Here is a 366-nt window from a genome sequence, read left to right on the forward strand (position 1 = left end):
ATTGCCCGCTTTTGCTGGCTCACTGCCAGAAAGCAGCTTCACCAGCAAAACCGAACAATCTGAGAAAAAGCCCTTTTTGGGGTTAAAGTGGAACCGAGTATGCCGAAAGGGGCTATAGCTCAGCTGGGAGAGCGCCTGCCTTGCACGCAGGAGGTCCGCGGTTCGATCCCGCGTAGCTCCACCAACCTTTTTGATACGAACAACCAATCTCTGTCTAGGTGAATAGATACTTCAAAGTGAGCTTAGTAAGTTTATTTTAAAGTGTTTAATACACTGCTCTTTAACAAAACGGGAAGTAAAGTAAACAAGGCGCATTATTGTGTTGTCGTGAGACACGGCAATAATGCACGTAAAGAAACTTATGTA

The 366-nt window shown here is 45.4% G+C and carries 1 tRNA gene; it reads left to right on the forward strand.

The annotated features are described in order from the left end of the window. Positions 1-108: 108 nt before the first annotated feature. Positions 109-184 (forward strand) — tRNA-Ala (locus tag A9E74_RS13900). Positions 185-366: the final 182 nt, after the last annotated feature.

It is taken from the genome of Methylophaga muralis (assembly GCF_001720165.1).
GTDB classification, from domain to species: domain Bacteria; phylum Pseudomonadota; class Gammaproteobacteria; order Nitrosococcales; family Methylophagaceae; genus Methylophaga; species Methylophaga muralis.